We start from the raw sequence: 15,638 nt of genomic DNA, 5'->3' as shown, positions 1-15,638 counted from the left end.
GTCTGCGGCGGGGCGCCCCCCCGGCCTAGCCCCTGAATTGGGGGGCAAGTGAAGCTTTCTTCACACCCCTCTCGCGTTCCTGGAACATGAGGGGGCGAGACTGCACCCATTCCCACCCCGGAGGTAAACCCATGACCGGACCCTACGACCGTCCGCCTGCCCCCGCCACCGAGCCCACTGACACGCCCGCGCCCATGCCCGAGCGCCTGCCGAGCGGCGACGACACCGGGCCGATCATGGACCCGCCCATGAACCCGGACCTGCCCGGCATGCCGGAGCCGACTCCCACCGACAACCCGGACACCCCGGGCCTCCCCAGCCCTATGCCCGCCATGTAGCTGGGGTCTCCCCTTCTACAGCCGCGCCAGCGTCTGCCCGTGCTCCTTCAGCCAGGCCCGCTGGTGCGCGTGGTCGGGCATCAGGCGTGAGACGTGCGCCCAGTAGCGGGGTGAGTGGTTGAATTCGAGGAGGTGGGCGGCCTCGTGCAGGGCGACATAGGCGGCCACCTCGCGCGGCGCGCGGGCCAGCGCCCAGTGCAGGCGGATGTCACCCCCCGCCGTGCAACTGCCCCAGCGGGTGTGGGCGCGGCTCAGGCGGACCTGGCCCAGTCGGTCCCGGGCACCCAGGGCGTCCGCATAGCCCTCGGTCAGCGTTCGCAGTTCGGGAAGGGCGGCGCGGCGATACCACGCCTCGACGGCACGGGCGAGGGTGTCCGGGTCGCCGGGCGGGACGTGCAGTTCTGAACCGAGGCGTAATGGAGCGCGCGTCCCGGGCCGGGGGCGCAGCACGAGCGTCTCCCCAAAAAAGGGCAGGGGGGAGCCGTCGGCGAGGGGGGTGGGGGCAACGGCCTGCGCCGCGTACCGCGCGAGGTGACCCTCGGCCCAGCCGCGCTTCGCCTCGACGAAGGCCTGGATCAGGTCGAGGGGCGTGCGGGTCGGGGCATGAACGGTTACCGCGCCGGGCTGCACCCGCAGGGTCACGGTGCGGCGCCGAGCGCTGCGTTTGAGCTGCACGGGAACGCCCCCGACCATCCAGCCGGGCTGGGATCGGGGGCGGGTGGGGGTGGACATGACCCTATGAAAGCGGAGGGCCGGGCAAGGTGGGTGAGAGACGAAACCGCGTCAGAGCTGCCCGTTGAACGTGTCGCACTTGTTGGGGTCGCCGCTCCTGAAGCCCGTCATGAACCAGTTCACACGCTGCTGGCTGGTGCCGTGGGTGAAGGAATCGGGCACGACATAACCCTGGCCCTGACGCTGGAGGGTGTCGTCCCCGATGGCGGTGGCGGTGTTGATCGCCTCGCGTACGTCGGCCTCAGTCAGGTTGGCGAGGCTGGAAACCTTGTTGCCCCACACCCCCGCGAAGCAGTCGGCCTGGAGTTCGAGCGCCACGCTGTAGCGGTTGGCCTCGGCCTCGCTGCGGGCCTGCTGTTGGGCGCGGGTGACCTGATCGGCGATGCCCAGTTCGTTCTGGACGTGGTGCCCCACCTCGTGCGCGATCACGTACGAGTAGGCGAAGTCGCCGCCACCCCCCAGTCGGCGGTCCATCTGCGCGAAGAAGGAGGTGTCAAGGTACACCTTGTTGTCCAGCGGGCAGTAGAAGGGGCCAGCGGCGGCGCTGCCCTGCCCGCAGGCGGTGGGCGTCGCCCCGCTGTACAGGACCAGCGTCGGTTTGGTGTAGGTGCGCCCCGCCTGAGCGAAGATGCCCGACCACACCTGATCGGTGCTCGCCAGGATGCGGTCCACGAACTGGTAGGAGGTGTCCTGCTGCCCGGGTGCGGTCTGCGTCTGGGTCTGCGTGGGCGCGCTGCCCTGGCCGCCCAGAATCGCGCCCGGGTCCACGCCGAAGAACATGGCAATCAGAGCGATGATCAGCCCGCCGACCCCACCCACCGCGATCCCGCCGCCAGGAATGCCTCCTCCCCCACGGCGATCCTCGATATTCCCCCCTCCGGGAAGATTCTGCCAATCCATAGTCGCCTCACTCTCCGATCAGGCCGCACCCAGCGCGGCCCAGAGCTTCTCGCGTGTTTGAGAGGCATTCTAGGCGCGCCTGAAACGGGCAGTCTTTAGCAAAGGTTGTGGGGTGCGGAGCCGGGAGTTGTGCCGTAGGGGATGAACCCGGCCGTATCTCGGCGCCCCCCGTAACGGGTGTACCCCCACAGTCGATTGACGTTGAGTAACAAAACATGCACCTTCCGTCAGCTTTCCTGATCAGACTGAGGAGGTGCAGGACGGTGGATTGATCGGTGCTCCCTGGAACAGTTGGACCATCCAGGAGCTTCTGGACCGGGTGCGGGCGCAGGCCGAACGGGCGAGGCGGCGGGAGCTGGACCTCCAGTCGTGGCTCTTCGAGCGGGAGGCGATCCGGCAGGAATGGGAGCGGGGACAGGAGAGCCCCCGTCCCCGCTGAGGCTGCTCGCCCCGGTCAGTCGCCCGTGGGGGCCAGGGTGTTCGGCGTGGGGGCGGCCTCCCGCGGACCGGCCCGGCGCCGCTCGAACTGATAGAAGACGCTGGGCACGACGAAGAAGGTGAGCAGGGTGGAGGTGATCACCCCGCCCAGGATCACGATGCCCAGGCCCCGCCTGAACTCCGCGCCCTCGCCCTGCCCGAAGACGAGGGGCAGGCTGATCACGAGCACCGTCAGGGTGGTCATCAGGATGGGCCGGAAGCGCAGCTCGGCGGCCTCGATGAGCGCCTCACGCAGCGGCAGCGAGCGCATCCGCTCGGTCACGAATTCCAGGTACAGGATGGAGTTCTTCGTCGAGAGGCCGAGCAGGATCACCATGCCCAGCACCGTGATCACGTCGAGGTTCACCCGGAAGAGGTGCAGGGTCCACAGCGCCCCCACGATGGCGAGCGGCACCGGCAGCAGCAGGTAGACCGGGTAGCGGAACGAGTTGAACTGCGACCCCAGCACCAGGTACGTCAGCAGCACCGCGAGCACGAGGACGATGGGCCCGTAAAACACCAGGTCGGCGGTCAGTCCCGCGCTCCCGAAGGCCGAGGCGTTCCCCAGGGTCACGTTATCGCTGAGGAGTCCCGCCGCCCGCACCTTGTCGACGATGGTGCGCTGGTAGGCGAAGGGGTTGGGGCCTCCCTTTTGCAGGTTGATGTTCAGCGTCGCGGTGTACGCCTTGTTCAGGCGGCTCAGCGTGGCGGGCGCCTGGCGAAGCTGGAAGGCGCCGAGTTCGGACAGCGGCACGTTCGCGCCCAGGGCCTGCGAGTACACCGTCTGCGAGAGCAGGCTCTGCTCGCCCTGCACCTGGGCGGGGTCGAGCCGGACCACGATGTCCACGCTGCGGTCGGCGTCGCGCAGGGTGCCCGCGACCGATCCGTCGTTGTAGGTCCGCAGGGCCTGGGCCACGTCGCTGGCGCTCAGGCCACTGCCCGCCAGGCGGCTGGGGTCGGGCACGAAGGTCCGCTCCTGGCGGGTGGCGCTCAGGCTGCTCTCCAGGGTGGTGATGTTGGGATCGGCGGAGAGCAGGCGCACGACCTCGCGGTTGCGCTGAACGAGCAGGGCCTGATTGGGAGCCGTAAGCGCGAGGCTGAGGTCGAAACTGCCGCCGGGGCCGGTCTCCTCGGCCACGACGCGGACCTCCGCCCCGGGCAGCGGAGCCGCGAGCCGCCCGAGGTCGGCGGCGTAGCGCGCGATCAGGGTGTCGATGGGGGGGCGTTTCGCCCGGTCCACCAGCGTCACGGTCAGGCTGGCCCGGTTCGCGTTCGTGCCGCCCAGGACGCCGCCTGAGCCCACGCTCGTCTGCACCAGCCTCACCTCGGGGCGGTTCAGGAGGCTGTCCTCCACGCGGGCGGTCAGCGCATTTGTGCGCGCGAGGTCGGTGCCCACGGGCAACTCCACGTCCACGCTGAGGATGCCGCTGTCACTCCTGGGCACGAAGGAGAAGCCAACCCCGCGCAGGGCGAGCGGCACGCTGAGGAGGAAGAGCCCCGCGATGAGCATGACGACCCAGGGGCGGCGCAGGACGCGGCTGACCGTGCGGGCATAGGCGCGGGCCGTCCCCATCACCACCCGGTTCGTCCACCCGTGCAGCGTCCCGGTCAGGGCCTCCAGCAGGGCGAGGAGGACCGTCAGGACATATCGCACCAGCGTCAGGAGCACGGGCGCGAGGAGAATGGCTAGGACGGCGACGGCGGGTACGGGCAGCGAGGTGGCGCGGTCGAGGGCGATCCATCCGGCGGCCCCGAACAGGGCGAGGAGGAGCAGGCCGGGCAGGGTGCGGACTCCTGACAGCGCCTCCCGGAAAAAGCGCGGCAGCCGGGCGAGCACGCCGGGGACCTGCCCCCAACCGAGGGGCTCGGGGTCGCGGGTGTACGCCATGCGGACAGTCAGGAAGAGCAGGCTCTCCAGCCAGCTCAGGGTGATCGCGGCGGCCAGGCCCAGGCCGAACTGGCTGAAGAACTGCCCCAGGATGCCCGGCATGAAGCTCAGCGGGATCAGCACGGCGAGCAGCGAGAAGGACGCGGCGGTGACGGCGGAGAAGACCTCCGAGCCGCCCAGCAGCACGCTTCTCAGCAGGCTGTACCCCATGTCCCGGTAGCGCTGCACGTTCTCGGCGACCACGATGGAGTCGTCCACCACGATGCCGATGGCGACGATGATCGCCAGCAGCGAGATGATGTTGAAGGAAAAGCCCATCACGCTGTAGAGCAGCGGCGCCGCGCTGATCGAGATGGGAATGGCGAGGATGACCGCGAACACGGTGTTCAGCCGCCCCAGGAATAGCAGCACGATCAGGCCGACCGCTCCGACGGCGATCAGAAATTCCTTGAAGGTGTCGTTCACCGTCGCGCGGGTGGTGCGGGTCGTGTCACTGGCGAGCGTGAGTTCGTACCCCTTGGGGAGGGGCTGGGCCTCCATCGCCGCCCGCACCGCGTCGGCGACGGCCACGCTGTTCGTGCCGCTCGCCTTGCGGATGTCGAGGAGCACGGCGGGCTGCCCGTTCACCCGCGCGTAGGTCGTCGGCCGGGCGGTCGTGTCGCGTACCGTCGCCACGTCCGAGACGCGCAGGCCGGAGGCGGGGTCCACCACGATCCGCTCCACGTCGGCGAGCGAGGTCGGGGTGTTGCGGGTGGAGAAGCCGATGCTGTTGCCATTCTGGGTCAGGCTCCCCGCGGGAAGGTCGAGCGCGGAGGCGCCGATGGCGGCGGTGACCCGGGCGGGGGCCAGGTTGTACGCCTGGAGCGCTGCCGGGTCGAGGAGGACCTGAATCTGCCGTTCGGGGCCGCCCGACACGCTCACGTCGGCCACGCCCTCGACCCGCTCCAGCCGGGGTACCAGGGTGTCCTCGGCGTAGGTCGTCACGTCCGCGGCACGGGCGGAGCCGCCCAGCAGTGCGAGCGTCAGGATGGGCGTGGCGTTGGGGTCGAACTTCTGCACGACGGGCGCCTCGGCCCCGTCCGGCAGGGTGGCCCGGATGGCCGCCACCGCCTGCGACACGCTGTTCGCCGCCGAGTCGATGTTCGTCCCGTCGGCGAAGGTGATCACGACCGCCGACTGGTTGCTCACGCTCGTCGTGTTGATGTCCACCACGCCGCCCAGCGTGCTCACGGCGTCCTCGACCTTCTGGCTCACCTCACGGTCCACCTGGTCGGGCGTCGCACCGGGGTAGGCCGTGGAGACGGCGAGGACGGGCACCTCGAAGTTGGGCAGGAGTTCCACTCCCAGCCGGGTGGCCGCGATCAGGCCCAGCAGCACCGCCACCACGAAGATGCCGATGGAGAAGACGTAGTTCCGCACGCTGAAGCGCACCGCGGGGTGCAGGGCGGGTTCGGGCGTGCCGTCGGGGAGGGTGCCACGCGGCGCGCTGAATTCGGGCGGATCGTGGGTGCTCATACGACCTCCGGGGCGCCCGGGAACCCGGGCCGGGGCGGGCAGGAGAGAGGACCGGGTCCCCGGAACGAAGGGCGGTCCGGCAGGTTCACGGCGTCTCCCCTCCCCCGGGTGTGGCCCGGACCCTCGCCCCGTCTTGCAGGCTGGGCGGCACGGGCGAGATCACCTGTGCCCCGGCGCTCAGGCCCCGCACGGCGACCCGCCCCTGCGCCTCGGCGACGACGGTGACGGGGACGCGGCGGGCCACCCCACCCTCGGCGACGTACACCGCGTTCTCGCCGCCGTCGGTCTGCACCGCCCCGCTGGGCACGAGCACGCCGCCCCCCAGGCTGGCCCGGTAGCGCACCTGCGCGCTGCCGCCCACGGGGAGGTTTTTCCCGCCGCCCTCCACCCGCGCGGTGACAGGCACCAGCCGGTCGCTGCCCGCTACACCGGTCGCGTCCTGCACGACGGCGAGGTACGTCTGGCCGCCATAGTCGAGGTTGAGGCGGGTGCCGGGGGTCAAGGCCCGCGCGTCCTGCGGGGTCGCGTTGAAGGTGGCCTTGAGGCTGCCGGGGTCCACCAGGCGGAAGACGGGGCTTCCCTGCCCGGCGAACTCCCCGACCTCCACCGCGCGCGACACGACCACGCCCGCGAAGGGGGCCTTCACGCCCGTCCGTGCCAGGTTCTCCTCGGCCTGGCGCACGCCCGCCTGGGCGGACTCCAGCTGCGCCTGGAGGAGCGCGAGGCTGCCCTGCCCACCCCGCCCGTTCTGGGCGAGATTGTTGCGGGCCTGGGCCAGGGCGCTTTCCGCCTGCGCCTGGGCGCTGCGGGCGGCGGTGAGGTCCGCCTGGCTGATCCCGCCCAGCCGGTAGAGGTCCGCCGCACTCTGCGCGTCCTGCCGCGCCTTCTGGAGGCTCGCCTCGGCCGCCTGCACGGCGGCCTGAAGCGAGGTGATCGCCTCCCCGGTGTTCGTGCGGGTCTGGTCGAGGTTGATCTGCGCCTGCCGGACCTGGAGCCGCGCGTTCTCCAGCGCCTGCCGCGCCTGGGTGTCGTCGAGTTGCACGACGACCTGCCCGGCGCGGACCCGTTCGCCCTCGTCGGCCAGGAGTCTGGTCACCGTCCCGCCCGTCTGGGCGGCCACGTTGCTGTCGCGGGCGGCGCGCAGGGTCGCGGCCAGGGTACGCTCCACCGTCAGGGTACCTTCCCGCGTCGTCAGGGTCCGCACGGCGAGCGCGGTGGTCTTGGCGGGCGCGGCGTCGAGATTGTTGCCCGCGGGGGTGGACGCCTGGGACTGCGTCTGTCCCCCGCCCGGCGAGCAGGCGGCGAGGAGCAGGAGCAGGGTGAGGGGAAGGAGGTGGCGGGCCATCCCCCTCACCTCACCAGTCCGGTGACGTCGGTGCCCGCCGCGGTGGAGAGGGCGGCGAGCGACCGCCAGAGGTTGTCCTGCGCCTGGGTCACCGCGAAGCTGGCCTGCTGAACCTGCACCTGGGCCTGCTGAACCTCGACGGCGGCGGCGGTCCCGGCCTTCAGGCGGGCCTGCGCCTGCGTCAGGCTGGTCTGCGCGTTGGCGAGGCTCTGCCGGGCGAGGGCCACCCGTTCCTGGGCGTCCTGCACCGCGCGGTAGGCGTCGCGCACCCCGGTGCTCGCGGCCCGCTGCGCGCCTTCGAGGTCACGGCGGGCATTCTCCAGCGCGACCCGGGCATCCTGCAGGGTGCGGACGGGCGTGTAGTCGTTGTCGGCCAGGCGCACCTGGAGGGAGGCGAACTCGGCCCCCTGGAAGGCCTGCACCAGGGTGGGCAGGCGCCCCTCCAGCCCGCTCTGGAGCGCCGCGAGCGTGAGGCCGAGCTTGGGCGGGGCGGGCGGCGCGGCGAGGCGCAGGTCGGTCCCCGTGTTCAGGCCGAGGGTGCGGGCGAGCTGCGCCTCCAGCACGGGGAGCTGGGCGCGGGCGTTGGCGAGTTCCTGGCGGTTCTGGTTCAGGCTGGTCTGCGCCCGGTTCACGTCGAGCTGCGTGGCGACGCGCGCCCGCAGCCGGGCCTGGGCGATCTGGAGGTTGCGCTCGTCGAGCCTCACCTGCGCCTCGTTCAACGTCACCGCCCCGGCTCCCTCGAACGCGGCGAGGTACTGGTTGATCACCGTCTGCCCGACATTGAGCTTGGTGCCCGCCAGGGTGGCCGTGGCGGCGGCAGCCCCCTGCTGCGCCTGCGTTAGGGTGGTGATGATGGAGGTGGGGTCGGCCTGCGCAGCCCTTAGGGTCGCCTGTGCCTTTTGCAGGTTGGCGCGGGCGGTCGTCACGTCGGGGCCGCCCGCGAGGGCGCGAGCCACCGCGTCGGGCAGGGTCAGCGTCACCGCCTGCGCGAGCGCGGGGGGAGCGGCGAGGGTCAGGGCGAGCGCGAGGGCAAAGCGGTTCATGGGCGGGCCTCCGGGGCGGGGGACGAGGGAGTCAGGAGCCTGGGGTCGAGGTCAGTGGTGCTTTGAGATAGCCGCAGCGAGGCGAGGTAGGCGTTCACCACCGCGTTGTCGAGGGCAAGTTGCGCCTGGGCCACATTGAGCTGAGCGGATTGCACGTCGAGTTCGGTCACCAGGCCCGCTCCCAGCCGGGCCTGCGCGGTCGTCAGCGCTGCCTGCGCCCGGATCAGGCCACTCTGGGCGCTGCTCAAGGAATCGCGCGCGCTCTGGAGGTCGGCGTACCGCTGCCGCACCTCCAGGTCCACGCTCTGCCGCGCCGTCTCCAGGGCGAGCGTAGCCGCCTGCACACCCACCTCGGCGGAGGCGAGGGCGGTCCCCTTCCCTCCACCGACGACCGGGAAGGAGCCGCTCAGGCCCAGGGCCAGGCCGGTCGGCCGCTCGCCGGAATCGCGCAGCGGCACGCTGATCTGCCCGGCCAGCACGCCCGTCTTCGCGTTCAGGCTGGCCCCGACCACTCGCCCCGCCGTCCCCTGGGCGCCCGCGAGTTCGCCGTACTGCGCGCTGGCGGTGAGGTCGGGGAGACGGGCGTCGAGTTGAGCGGCCTGCACCCTCGCCCGCGCGTCCGCCAGGTCGTTCCCGGCCCGGGCGACTTCTGGACGACCCGTTAAGGCCCGGGCCACCAGCGCGTCCAGCGGTCCCGGGTCACTGGGCGCGGCGGGCAGGGGGCTGAAGGCGGCGGGATCGGTGGGCAGGGTCACCGCGCCCCCCAGCAGGTTCGCCAGCGACCGCGCCGCGAGGTCCACGTTCGCCTGGGCCTGCCGCTGCGCCGCCCGCGCGTCGTCAAGAGCCCCCTGGCGGGCGAGCAGCCCTTCCGGGGGCAGGGTGCCCGCCGTCCGCTGCGCCTGCGCCACCGCAAGTTGCCGCTCGGCCAGGGCAACCTGCTCCCCCGCCAGCGCGAGGTTCACCGCCGCGTTCCGGGCCGCGTAGTACGCCTGTACGGCATTCACAGTGGCGCTCAGTTGGGCGGCGCGCCGATCCGACCCCGCCCGGGCGAGGTCACGCTCGGCGCCGCGAACCGCTTCCAGCGTCGGGGACCAGGGCAGGACGCTCACCGACACCTGCGCCGTCACGGTCGCCCCCAGCGTGGTCTCCCCGGTGCTCACGGGGACTTTCACGGCGCTCGCGTCCACGCCCACCGTCACGTTTACCCCGGCCCGTGCCCGCGCGCTGCCCAGTGCCAGTTCCGCTCCCCGGTACTGGAGATCGGCGCTGAGCCAGCCAGGGCTCCCCCGCAGCCGCGCCAGGGTCTGCGCCAGGGTGAGGGGGGTGGGGGTCGCCTCGGGGGCCGACTGGGCAGGCGGCGGCGTGGACTGGGCCGCCGCCGGGGGGGCGAGCAGCGCCAGCGAGAGGAGCAGCAGAACGGGTGGGGAACGCATCGGGAACCTCGGGATCAGGGGAAAGGGGAGGATGAGTGAGTCGGGACTTACTTACTCAGCCAGGGTACGCGCTCAGGGCTCCAGCCCGGGCCACAGGACGTCCAGCAGCCCGCGCACAAAGCGCCCGGAGTCCAGCGGCTCGCGGCCCGGCTCGGGCGTCATCAATTCGCGGTGGACGTAGTGGGTCAGGGTGCCCATCAGGGTGAGCGCCGTCACGTCGGCGTCCACGGGGCGGACGCGGCCCAGCGCGACCTCGGCCCGCAGGTAACTTGCCAGGGCGTCGGCATCGTGGCGGATGGGATTGCCCAGGCGTTCGAGCATGGGGTTGTGGGCGGGGGCATGCCCGCGCGAGAAGATCAGCATCAGGGTGGGCACGATCCGCTCGGCGGTCTCGAGAAAGCGCAGGGCCGACCGCTCCAGATTGCGCCGCACGTCGCCCGTGCCGACCAGGCCGCGCAACTCCTCGCGCCACCCGGCAGAGTCGCGCAGGCCCACCGTCTCCTCGAACAGATCCTCCTTGGTGGCGAAGCGTTTGAACAGGGTGCCCTCCGAGACTCCCGCGCGCCGGGCGATCTCCAGGGTCGTGGCGGAAAACCCCTGCTCCAGAAACGCCTCCCGGGCCGCCGCCACGATCTGCTCATCGGTGATGGAGCGGGGGCGGGCCATAAGTGAGGAGATACTCGCTAATTCACCTACCCGGCTGTAAGGCAGGGTACATTGGCCGGGCTACCGCCTTTCCAGGGCCAGCTCCACCAGCCGGGTCACGAGTTCGCCGTAGCTCAGGCCCGCCGCCTCGAACAGCTTGGGGTACATGGACGTCGTGGTGAAGCCGGGCATGGTGTTCACCTCGTTCAGGAAGAGGTCGCCCGTCTCCTCCACGTAGAAGAAATCCACCCGGGCCAGCCCGGCGCAGTCGAGCGCCCGGAAGGCCGTGAGGGCCAATGTCCGTACCCGCTCGGCCACCTCACCCGGCAGGGGCGCGGGGATGTGCATGACCGCGCGGCCCTCGGTGTATTTCGTCTCGTAGTCGTAGAACTCGGCGTCAAAGCGCAGCTCGCCGACCGGGCTGGCGATGGGCGCATCGTTGCCCAGGATACCCACCTCGACCTCGCGGGGCCGGTGAGGAGTCATCGCCTCCAGGATCACCCGGCGGTCGAGGCTGAAGGCGAGGTCGAGCGCCCGCGTCAGCTCGTCGGGGTGGTTCACCTTGCTGATCCCCACGCTGGAGCCCAGGTTGGCGGGCTTCACGAAGAGGGGGTAGCCCAGCTCCTGCGCGCGGGCACACACCTCCTGCGGGCGGTCCTGCCACTCGCGGCGCACGGCGAGGCGCCACCCGACCTGCGGCAGTCCCGCCGAGGCGAGCACCTGCTTGGTCATCACCTTGTCCATGCTGACGGCCGAGCCCAGCACACCCGAGCCCACAAAGGGAATGCCTGCCAGAGTGAGCAGGCCCTGGATAGTGCCGTCCTCGCCCATCGGGCCGTGCAGCAGCGGGAAGACCACGTCGTAGCCCTCGGCGCTCGCGGCGCGGTGCAGCACGAGGTCGCCGCCGCGCTGGGCCTGACCGGTCTCCAGTGCCCGCTGCGTGTCGGTGGGGGGCAGCCAGCGGCCCTGAGGACTGATCACCACGGGGGTGACGTCGAATTGATCACGCGGCAGGGCACTCAGAACGCTGCGGGCACTCATCAGGCTGACCTCGTGTTCCCCGGACTGTCCGCCCGCCAGCAGCAGGATGCGCTTCTTCACGGGGCGCAGTATGGCACTGTCAAGGCTCAAGGGGCTCAAGGAGAGCAAGAGACGCGCGCGGGACTGCGGGCTTTGCCACTTTGGCTTCTCCGAGTTTTCTCACATCTGTTGCTCAGCCTACGCTATGATGCTTACCGTTTACCTAACAGGTGTTTGGCATGACTCCCGAAACGGGAGCGTGATCGGCACCGTTCTGTAGGAGAAGCTATGAAGAAACTGGCGATTCTCAGCACCCTCCTTCTCGCTGGCGCGGCCTTTGCAGCCACGCCCAAGGATACGTTCGTGTACCAGCAGTCGGCGGATATTCCTACCCTGGACCCCGGCGCGACCTACGACACGTCGTCGGGCTCCGTCGTGGAGAACGTGTACGAGACGCTGGTGACCTACAAGGGCTCCAGTGCGCGTGACTTGCAGCCTCTGCTCGCCACGAAGTGGACGGCCAGCAATGGCGGCAAGACGTACACCTTCGATCTGCGGAAGAACGTGAAGTTCCACTCCGGCAACACCATGACCTGCCGTGACGCGGAGTACACCTTCGAGCGCAACCTGGTGACGAACAGCGCCGAGAGCGGCAACTGGTTCCTGTCCGAGAGCCTGCTGGGCACGGGGAGCAACGCCAGCGACGACAAGTCGATCACCTGGGCCAAGATCGACAAGGCGGTGGAGTGCAACAACGCGGGCCAGCTCGTCTTCACGCTGCCCGCCGTGGACCCGGCATTCCTCGCCAAGCTGGCCTTCGTGGGCCAGAGCATCGTGGACAGCAAGTACGCCATTGCCAACGGCGAGTGGAAGGGCACCGAGGCCGACTGGAAGAACTGGGTCGGCAAGGACCTCACGGGGAGCAATCTGAGCAAGAACCCCAGCGGCACCGGAGCCTACCGCATCGTTCGCCGCGACGCGAACACGCTGCTGGCCCAGGCCTTCGACGGCTACTGGGGCACGAAGCCCGCGATCAAGAACGTCGTCTTCCAGATTGTGCCGGAACTCGCTGCGCGCCAGCAGGCCTTCCTGCGCGGTGACGCCGACGCCATCGAGGGTGGCGGCCGCGCTGTGGATCAGGAGCAGGTCAAGGGCAAGTCCGGCGTGACCTGGGTGGATGACCTGCCCAACGTGAACGCTGGCGCCGTCTTCATGAACGAGAAGATCGCGGACCCCAAGGTGCTGGGCAGCGGCAAGCTGGACGGCAAGGGCATTCCCGCCAACTTCTTCGCCGACCCGAACGTGCGCCGCGCCTTCAGCTACGCCTTCGGCTACGACCAGTACACCCGGGACGTGAACGCGGGCAAGGGCAAGCAGCGCACGATGCTGCTTCCCGAAATCTTCCCGGGGTACGACACCAAGGTGAAGACCTACAAGTTCGATGCGGCGGCGGCCAAGCGGTACTTCCAGCGGGCCTTTGGCGGCCAGGTGTGGAAGAACGGCTTCGTTCTGACAGCCAACTACCGCGCTGGCAGCACGCCCAGCCAGACCACGATGGAGATCCTGAAGCGCAACATCGAATCCCTGAACCCCAAGTTCAAGGTCAACATTCAGGCCAAGCAGTGGTCGGAGATGCTCTCCAGCGCCCGCGCGGGCAAGGAAGCCATGATCCGTTTCGACTGGGTCCCGGACTACGCCGACCCCGACAACTTCATGTACACCTTCTACGCCTCGGACGGCTTCTACGCTCCCCGCGCCAACTTCAAGGACGCGCAGGTGGACGCGTGGCTCAAGCAGGCGCGCACCATTCCCAATGGCCCGCAGCGTAACCGCCTGTACAGCCTGGTTGCTAACCGTGCCTACGAGCAGGCACCCTACATCATCGTCCCGGCGGGTGTGAACTACATGTTCTTCCGCAACAACCTGGTCGGTGCCAGTGCGGCCAACTACAACCCGCTGATCAGCTTCGACCTGGGCACCTTCTGGAAGAACCTCAGCAAGAAGTAAGCTGCTCGGGCAGCGGGGGGATGGCGAGAGGACAGCCATCCCCCCGCCACCTCGTTTCATCCGGCCTTCAGCTTTGCCTGCTCATATGGGCGGTTGGTCTCCCGGCCCCGGCAGCGAAGGGTTTACACTGTCTTTCGCTTCCCAGGCTGCTCGACCGTCCTGTCCGGCTGCTCCTTCGCTCCACGCTTTTCACTCCGGCCCCCTTCCGCGCCCCTGACCGGAAGACCACGGCCCACTTCCCGAGGAATCCATGCTCAATTTCATCGTTAGGCGGCTGCTCCAGGTTCCCCTGGTCATGCTCGCGCTCTCCCTGCTGATCGTCGGGCTGACGCAACTGCTGACGCCTGAGCAGCGCGCCGCGGGGTATATCCGCAGCGACCAGCAGGCCGCCCGCCTGGAGGCGATTATCAGGGAACGGGGACTGGATGCCCCGTTCATCACGCAGTACGGCAAATGGCTCGGCAGTACTCTTCAGGGTGACCTGGGCTTCTCGCGTGCCAGCGGCCAGGACGTGACCGACACTATCCGTGAGAGGTTGCCGAATACCATTGAGCTGACGCTGCTCACGGCCCTCCCGATCCTGCTCCTGGGCATCTGGCTGGGAACACTCAGTGCCCTGAACAAGGACAAGCTGATCGACCAGATCTTACGTGTCCTGACTATTATCGGTTATAGCCTTCCGACCTTTGTGCTGGGCATCGTGTTGCTGGCGGTGTTCTACGGCTATTTGGGCTGGCTTCCCGGTGCCGGGCAGGTCAATGTCATCAACCAGTTCTCCATCGGTGACCTGAGACGCTACACCGGGCTGCTCAGCCTGGACGCTGCCCTCAATGGCCGCTGGGATATCGCCTGGGACGTGATTCAGCACCTGATCCTGCCCGCAGCGACCCTGACGGTGGTCAGCGCCGCCACGATCGTGAAGGTGATGCGGAACAATATGCTGGAGGCGCTGACGAGCGACTACGTGCGGACGGCGCGCGCCAAGGGCCTGTCTAACCGTACAGTGAACAACAAGCATGCCCGCCGCAACGCGCTGCTGAGTATCGTGACGCTGGGCGGCTTCCTGATCATCAACCTGCTGGGCGGCTCTCTGATCACCGAGTTTATCTTCGGGTATCCGGGTGTGGGGCTGTGGATGGTGGACGCCGGGCTGCGCCTGGACATCCCCGCCGTGCTGGGCTTCGCGCTGCTCTCGGCGCTGATCGTGGTCGTGGTGAGCACAGTCGTGGACATCCTGTATGGGGTCGTTGACCCGCGCGTGAGGTTCGACTGATGACGACCACTGCTCCTGTTCCTGCCCCCGCCCCCAAGCGCAGCCGCTGGGAGCTGTTCTGGACCGGCCCGGCGGTGCGGAAGCTGCGGCGCAACAAGCTGGCCGTGACCGGCCTGGTCATCACGCTGCTGTTCGGTCTGGTCGCCCTGTTCGCGCCGCTCATCGCCCCACCGCAGGGCAACTGCCTGCGCGACCTGAACATCTCCACCCCTACCGCGGTCTATAACCCGCTGGGTGGTGCGTTCTGGCAGGCCGTCCTCGCTCCCCCGCGCAGTTGTTACCAGATTGAGCGCCTCAGCTTCTCCTCGACGCCCACGCCGCCCGGTCCCGAGGCCATCTTCGGCACCTCCAACGGCTACAGCATCTTCTACGGCCTGATCTGGGGGGCCCGCACTGCCCTCAAGATGTCGTTCATCATCGTGGCGATCACGCTGGTGGTGGGCGTCGTCATCGGCGCGGTCAGCGGGTACTACGGCGGCTGGATCGACAACCTGATTCAGCGGTTCATCGACGTGCTGTTCGCCATGCCGCCCCTGATCCTGACGGTCGTGCTGCTCACCATCCTGCGCGCCAAAAATCCCGGGGGCGATCCCACAGGGCCGATCATCCTCGCCTTTAGCATTGCGGGGTGGGCCGGGTATGCCCGTGTGGTGCGCGGTGACGTCTTGCGGACCCGGCAACTGGAATACGTGGACGCCGCCCGGAGCCTCGGGGCACGCGACTGGCGTCTGATCCTGAGACACGTCATTCCCAACAGCCTCGCCAGCGTGCTGACGCTCGCCGTGCTGGACCTGGGCACCGTGCCCCTCAGCGTGGCCGCGCTGTCCTTCCTGGGTCTGGGCTTCGAGAGCGGGTACGCCGAGTGGGGCCAGCTTGTCGAATTTGCCCGCCCCTGGCTCAAGCCCGACTACTGGTACGTGCTGGTCTTCCCGGCGCTGTTCATCGTGACCTTCAGCCTCGCCTTCAACCTGTTCGGTGACGGCCTGCGCGACGCGCTGGACCCCAAGAGCCGTTAAGCCGCA

The 15,638-nt window shown here is 69.4% G+C and carries 13 protein-coding genes; 5 read left to right on the top strand and 8 right to left on the bottom strand.

All coding sequences use genetic code 11. The annotated features are described in order from the left end of the window. Positions 1-131: 131 nt before the first annotated feature. Complete coding sequence (locus F784_RS0117815) at positions 132-338, top strand: hypothetical protein (RefSeq protein WP_019588091.1); 207 nt, start codon at positions 132-134, stop codon at positions 336-338. 15 nt (positions 339-353) lie between these two features. Here F784_RS0117815 and F784_RS0117810 read toward each other — a convergent pair whose 3' ends face one another. Further along, on the bottom strand, positions 354-1,070 hold the full coding sequence (locus F784_RS0117810) for a M48 family metallopeptidase (protein WP_157465344.1): 717 nt from the start codon (positions 1,068-1,070) through the stop codon (positions 354-356). A gap of 51 nt (positions 1,071-1,121) precedes the next feature. Next, positions 1,122-1,970 (bottom strand): KPN_02809 family neutral zinc metallopeptidase, encoded by an 849-nt coding sequence (gene ypfJ, locus F784_RS0117805; protein ID WP_026332567.1) that lies wholly within the window; start codon positions 1,968-1,970, stop codon positions 1,122-1,124. 268 nt (positions 1,971-2,238) lie between these two features. On the opposite strand from ypfJ, the gene F784_RS26355 reads away from it, so the two are divergent. Next, positions 2,239-2,409 carry a hypothetical protein gene (locus F784_RS26355; protein WP_019588088.1) on the top strand — a complete coding sequence of 57 codons (171 nt, stop codon included), beginning with the start codon at positions 2,239-2,241 and terminating at the stop codon, positions 2,407-2,409. A gap of 15 nt (positions 2,410-2,424) precedes the next feature. Here F784_RS26355 and F784_RS0117795 read toward each other — a convergent pair whose 3' ends face one another. The 6 genes from F784_RS0117795 to F784_RS0117770 form a co-directional block, all read right to left on the bottom strand. After that, complete coding sequence (locus F784_RS0117795) at positions 2,425-5,850, bottom strand: efflux RND transporter permease subunit (protein WP_019588087.1); 3,426 nt, start codon at positions 5,848-5,850, stop codon at positions 2,425-2,427. A gap of 85 nt (positions 5,851-5,935) precedes the next feature. Continuing rightward, entirely contained in the window at positions 5,936-7,195 is a 1,260-nt protein-coding gene (locus F784_RS0117790) for an efflux RND transporter periplasmic adaptor subunit (RefSeq protein ID WP_019588086.1), read from the bottom strand. Positions 7,196-7,200: 5 nt separating this feature from the next. After that, positions 7,201-8,238 (bottom strand): TolC family protein, encoded by a 1,038-nt coding sequence (locus F784_RS0117785; protein ID WP_019588085.1) that lies wholly within the window; start codon positions 8,236-8,238, stop codon positions 7,201-7,203. Beyond that, complete coding sequence (locus tag F784_RS0117780) at positions 8,235-9,671, bottom strand: TolC family protein (RefSeq protein ID WP_019588084.1); 1,437 nt, start codon at positions 9,669-9,671, stop codon at positions 8,235-8,237. The genes F784_RS0117785 and F784_RS0117780 overlap by 4 nt, the downstream gene beginning before the upstream one ends. Before the next feature lie 72 nt (positions 9,672-9,743). Then, positions 9,744-10,337, bottom strand: a complete 594-nt coding sequence (locus F784_RS0117775; protein WP_019588083.1) for a TetR/AcrR family transcriptional regulator — start codon at positions 10,335-10,337, stop codon at positions 9,744-9,746. 60 nt (positions 10,338-10,397) lie between these two features. Next, entirely contained in the window at positions 10,398-11,417 is a 1,020-nt protein-coding gene (locus F784_RS0117770) for a D-alanine--D-alanine ligase family protein (protein ID WP_019588082.1), read from the bottom strand. Between the two features lie 207 nt (positions 11,418-11,624). Between F784_RS0117770 and F784_RS0117765 the strand changes: the two genes are divergently transcribed. The 3 genes from F784_RS0117765 to F784_RS0117755 all read left to right on the top strand — a co-directional run bounded on the left by F784_RS0117765 (position 11,625) and on the right by F784_RS0117755 (position 15,632). Further along, positions 11,625-13,343: an ABC transporter substrate-binding protein gene (locus tag F784_RS0117765; protein ID WP_019588081.1), complete on the top strand. Its 1,719-nt coding sequence runs from the start codon at positions 11,625-11,627 to the stop codon at positions 13,341-13,343. A 250-nt stretch (positions 13,344-13,593) separates the two neighbouring features. Beyond that, complete coding sequence (locus tag F784_RS0117760; protein ID WP_019588080.1) at positions 13,594-14,616, top strand: ABC transporter permease; 1,023 nt, start codon at positions 13,594-13,596, stop codon at positions 14,614-14,616. Then, the gene (locus F784_RS0117755; RefSeq protein WP_019588079.1) at positions 14,616-15,632 is read left to right on the top strand and encodes an ABC transporter permease; all 1,017 of its coding nucleotides are present in this window, start codon (positions 14,616-14,618) and stop codon (positions 15,630-15,632) included. The genes F784_RS0117760 and F784_RS0117755 overlap by 1 nt, the downstream gene beginning before the upstream one ends. Positions 15,633-15,638 lie beyond the last annotated feature (6 nt).

It is taken from the genome of Deinococcus apachensis DSM 19763 (assembly GCF_000381345.1).
GTDB lineage: Bacteria > Deinococcota > Deinococci > Deinococcales > Deinococcaceae > Deinococcus > Deinococcus apachensis.
The sequence above is the reverse complement of the archived record's forward strand: the minus strand, read 5'-3'. Positions and strand labels throughout refer to the sequence as shown.

What these genes read in the sequence shown, in the direction of transcription:
- F784_RS0117815 (WP_019588091.1), top strand. Translation starts at nt 132, where the DNA reads ATGACCGGACCCTACGACCGTCCGCCTGCCCCCGCCACCGAGCCCACT.
- F784_RS0117795 (WP_019588087.1), bottom strand. Translation starts at nt 5,850, where the DNA reads ATGAGCACCCACGATCCGCCCGAATTCAGCGCGCCGCGTGGCACCCTC.
- F784_RS0117775 (WP_019588083.1), bottom strand. Translation starts at nt 10,337, where the DNA reads ATGGCCCGCCCCCGCTCCATCACCGATGAGCAGATCGTGGCGGCGGCC.
- F784_RS0117810 (WP_157465344.1), bottom strand. Translation starts at nt 1,070, where the DNA reads ATGTCCACCCCCACCCGCCCCCGATCCCAGCCCGGCTGGATGGTCGGG.
- F784_RS0117785 (WP_019588085.1), bottom strand. Translation starts at nt 8,238, where the DNA reads ATGAACCGCTTTGCCCTCGCGCTCGCCCTGACCCTCGCCGCTCCCCCC.
- F784_RS0117790 (WP_019588086.1), bottom strand. Translation starts at nt 7,195, where the DNA reads ATGGCCCGCCACCTCCTTCCCCTCACCCTGCTCCTGCTCCTCGCCGCC.
- ypfJ (WP_026332567.1), bottom strand. Translation starts at nt 1,970, where the DNA reads ATGGATTGGCAGAATCTTCCCGGAGGGGGGAATATCGAGGATCGCCGT.
- F784_RS0117765 (WP_019588081.1), top strand. Translation starts at nt 11,625, where the DNA reads ATGAAGAAACTGGCGATTCTCAGCACCCTCCTTCTCGCTGGCGCGGCC.
- F784_RS0117760 (WP_019588080.1), top strand. Translation starts at nt 13,594, where the DNA reads ATGCTCAATTTCATCGTTAGGCGGCTGCTCCAGGTTCCCCTGGTCATG.
- F784_RS0117780 (WP_019588084.1), bottom strand. Translation starts at nt 9,671, where the DNA reads ATGCGTTCCCCACCCGTTCTGCTGCTCCTCTCGCTGGCGCTGCTCGCC.
- F784_RS0117755 (WP_019588079.1), top strand. Translation starts at nt 14,616, where the DNA reads ATGACGACCACTGCTCCTGTTCCTGCCCCCGCCCCCAAGCGCAGCCGC.